Origin of the sequence: Pseudomonas sp. NPDC089406 (assembly GCF_044900265.1) — a bacterium.
Classification (GTDB): domain Bacteria; phylum Pseudomonadota; class Gammaproteobacteria; order Pseudomonadales; family Pseudomonadaceae; genus Aquipseudomonas; species Aquipseudomonas fakonensis.
This window is the reverse complement of record NZ_JBJDNC010000085.1, coordinates 1-2,869: the sequence shown is the minus strand read 5'-3', so window position 1 is coordinate 2,869 and position 2,869 is coordinate 1. Positions and strand designations below refer to the sequence as shown.

The 2,869-nt window shown below is 66.4% G+C and carries 3 protein-coding genes and 1 pseudogene; 1 reads left to right on the top strand and 3 read right to left on the bottom strand.

Translation table 11 applies throughout. From position 1 onward, the window contains the following. Positions 1 to 232: 232 nt before the first annotated feature. From ACI2KK_RS28920 to ACI2KK_RS28910, 3 genes are read right to left on the bottom strand one after another with little or no spacing between them, the layout of a single operon-like run. Positions 233 to 433, bottom strand: a complete 201-nt coding sequence (locus tag ACI2KK_RS28920) for a DUF1289 domain-containing protein (RefSeq protein ID WP_404671639.1) — start codon at positions 431 to 433, stop codon at positions 233 to 235. 30 nt (positions 434 to 463) lie between these two features. Beyond that, positions 464 to 1,726, bottom strand: a complete 1,263-nt coding sequence (locus ACI2KK_RS28915; RefSeq protein ID WP_404671638.1) for an ATP-binding protein — start codon at positions 1,724 to 1,726, stop codon at positions 464 to 466. Then, positions 1,723 to 2,415: a response regulator gene (locus ACI2KK_RS28910; protein WP_404671637.1), complete on the bottom strand. Its 693-nt coding sequence runs from the start codon at positions 2,413 to 2,415 to the stop codon at positions 1,723 to 1,725. Before ACI2KK_RS28910 ends, ACI2KK_RS28915 begins: the two co-directional genes overlap by 4 nt. Positions 2,416 to 2,606: 191 nt before the next feature. Between ACI2KK_RS28910 and ACI2KK_RS28905 the strand changes: the two are divergent. Next, positions 2,607 to 2,869, top strand: a pseudogene (locus tag ACI2KK_RS28905) (outer membrane assembly protein); the annotation flags it as partial.

Genomic DNA, 2,869 nt, shown 5'->3' with positions numbered 1-2,869 from the left:
CACGGTTTTTGGTTACTTTTTTCCACGAAAAAAAGTAACCCGCCGTAAGGGCGGAAAGGTGAATAAGCGTCAATACAAATAATGAATGCGCATACCACTTAAAAACCAACTAAAACAAACCAACAAACCAACAAACCAACAAACCAACAAACAATAACGTACACCACCAGATATAAGCCGCCCACGCAAACGCAATCGCCGGCAAGCCGCCCCCGCCCACAGGCAAACCCCATCAATCCCGCCCCTGGCGCTTAACCCCCTTCTTGACCAACGCCTTGACCCGCGCCGCCGCCCGCTGCACCGTGGCCATCTTCTCCGGCCGCTTCATCCCCCGCCACTTGCGAATTTCCTCCCGCGTGCGCCCACAGCTCACACACAACTCACTGTTGAGCTGACACAACGAAACGCAAGGGTTCTCGATCTCTTTGGCCATAACCGGCAAGGCTCCTGAAGCGGCCGCGCATCATACTCCAGACAACCCGCAGGGCAAGTCGATCCACACCCGCAAGCCCCCCCCCTCGCCCGCCTGCGCGCCAATACGCCCCTGGTGCAGGTGAATCGCCCGCTGGGCAATCGCCAAGCCCAGGCCAAACCCGTCACCGCCACTGTCCGCCCCACGGTCGAACGGCTCGAATATGCCCGCCAACCGCCCAGGCTCCACCCCCGGCCCCTGGTCACTCACCTCCACCCGCAAACCACCCGCCACCAGCAACGCCCGCACCCACACATCGGTACCCGGCGCGGTATAGCGCACCGCATTGCGGATCACGTTCTCGAAGGCGCGGTACAGCAGCTCTTCATGGCCACGGGTGACGAACGCGCCATCGCTGTCCAGCACCACCCGGCACTGCTTCATGCCCGCCTCGAAGCGCGCATCCTCGACGATCTGCGCCAGCAACTCGACCACATCCAGCGCCTCGCAGGCGCCGTCATCCTGGCGCGACTGGGCCCGAGCCAGGGTCAACAACTGCTCGATCAGATCGTCCATGCGCCGCGATTCGCGCTCGATACGCTCGAGCATTTCGCCACGCTCCGGTTGCTGGCGCAGCAAGCCGATGGCCGCATGCAGCCGGGTCAGCGGCGAGCGCAGCTCGTGGGAGATGTCGTGCAGCAGGTGCTGCTGGGCCTGCACCAGCGCCTTGAGCTGGCCGGCCATGCGGTCGCAATCCTCGGCAAGGTCGACGATCTCGTCACGCCGCCGCCCCAGGCGCGGGCGCACCCGTACCTCGAAACGGCCTTGCGCTACCTGGCCCATGGCCTCGCGCAGCCAGGCCAGCGGGCGGGTCAGGTACAGGCTGCACAACAACGCGAACAACGCGCTCATCAAGGTGCCAGTAACCAGCGGGCCCATGCTGCGCGGGCGCGGCGCTTCACCCACGCCGCTGGCCACCGAGGCGCGCAGCACCAGCGCACGGCCATCGGCATCGTTCAGCGCCTGCTCGAAACGCACCGGCGCCACCGCCTTGCCGGCCAGCAGGCGACCGCTTGCGTCATACAGCCCCACCTGCACATCCGGCGGCTGCGGCGACACCTGCAGCAGCTGCCGCCCGGCCTGCTCGCCGTAGCGCTCGAGCAGGGTCAGTTCGGTGGCCAGCAACGAGCGCAGCGCCGGGGTGTCGCCGCGCAGCTCATCGAGCATGAAGGCGCCCGCCCCCACCAGAAACGTCAGGCAGTTGGCCAGCCAGAAGGCCAGGAACAGCTTCCAGAACAGGCGCCGGCGCATCATTCGACGATCAGCATGTAGCCCATGCCCCGCACGCTCTGGATCCAGCTGCTGCCGTCGGCACGCGGGCCGAGCTTCTGGCGGATGCTGCTCACATGCACATCGATGCGCCGGTCATAGCGGGTCAGCGGCCGGCCCAGTGCATTGAGCGACAAGTCCTGCTTGCTCACCAGTTGCCCGGCCTGGCGGGTCAACGCCTCCAGCAGGCTGAACTCGGTGCCGGTCAGGTCCAGGGTGGCCGGGCCCCACTGCGCCTGGCGCCGCCCCGGCCACAGGGTCAGCGCGCCACTGCTGACCGCATCCAGCGCCTGGTTATCGCTCGCAGCCTGAGGCTGCACCCGGCGCAGGATCGCCCGCAGGCGCGCCACCAGCTCACCCGGCGAGCTGGGTTTGGGTACATAGTCGTCGGCGCCCAGCTCAAGGCCGGCGATGCGGTCGATGTTGTCGCCCCGGGCGGTGAGCAGCAGCACCGGCACCTGGCTGCGGGCGCGCACCCGGCGCAGCACGTCGATGCCCGAAATACCCGGCAGCATCACATCCAGCACCACCACCTGGTAGGCGCCGCTCAAGGCATGGGCCTCGCCCTCCTCGCCGGTGGCCACGGCGGTGGCGCAAAAGCCCTCGCGGGCCAGGTACAGGGCGAGCATTTCGGTGAGTTCGCGGTCGTCGTCGACCAGTAGCACAGGGGTCATGGGGGCACGCTTTGGCAGGGTCTACAGCCGCCAATGATCGCCCCGCACCGCCCGCCTGTCACCGCCGCCCGGTCGGACTTTACACATCTTTACCCCCGGTTAACCGCGCCGTACACAGCCCGCTCGTATGCTCATCGCCCGCTTCGCCGGCCCCGCCCTACCCCCACGAACACGCCTGCCTGGAACCCTCGATGAACTACCCGCGACTGCTGCTCTCCCTCCTGCTGCTCAAGGCCTCGCTGGCCCAGGCGGCAACGTTTCAAGTCGCCGACATCCGCATCAACGGCCTGCAGCGGGTTTCCGCCGGCAGCGTGTTCGGCGCCTTGCCGCTGAGCATTGGTGACCAGGTCGACGACCGTCGCCTGGTGGACTCGACCCGTTCGCTGTTCAAGACCGGCTTCTTCCAGGACATTCAGCTGAACCGCGACGGCAATGTCCTGATCATCAACGTGGT

What these genes read in the sequence shown, in the direction of transcription:
- ACI2KK_RS28920 (WP_404671639.1), bottom strand. Translation starts at nt 433, where the DNA reads ATGGCCAAAGAGATCGAGAACCCTTGCGTTTCGTTGTGTCAGCTCAAC.
- ACI2KK_RS28915 (WP_404671638.1), bottom strand. Translation starts at nt 1,726, where the DNA reads ATGATGCGCCGGCGCCTGTTCTGGAAGCTGTTCCTGGCCTTCTGGCTG.
- ACI2KK_RS28910 (WP_404671637.1), bottom strand. Translation starts at nt 2,415, where the DNA reads ATGACCCCTGTGCTACTGGTCGACGACGACCGCGAACTCACCGAAATG.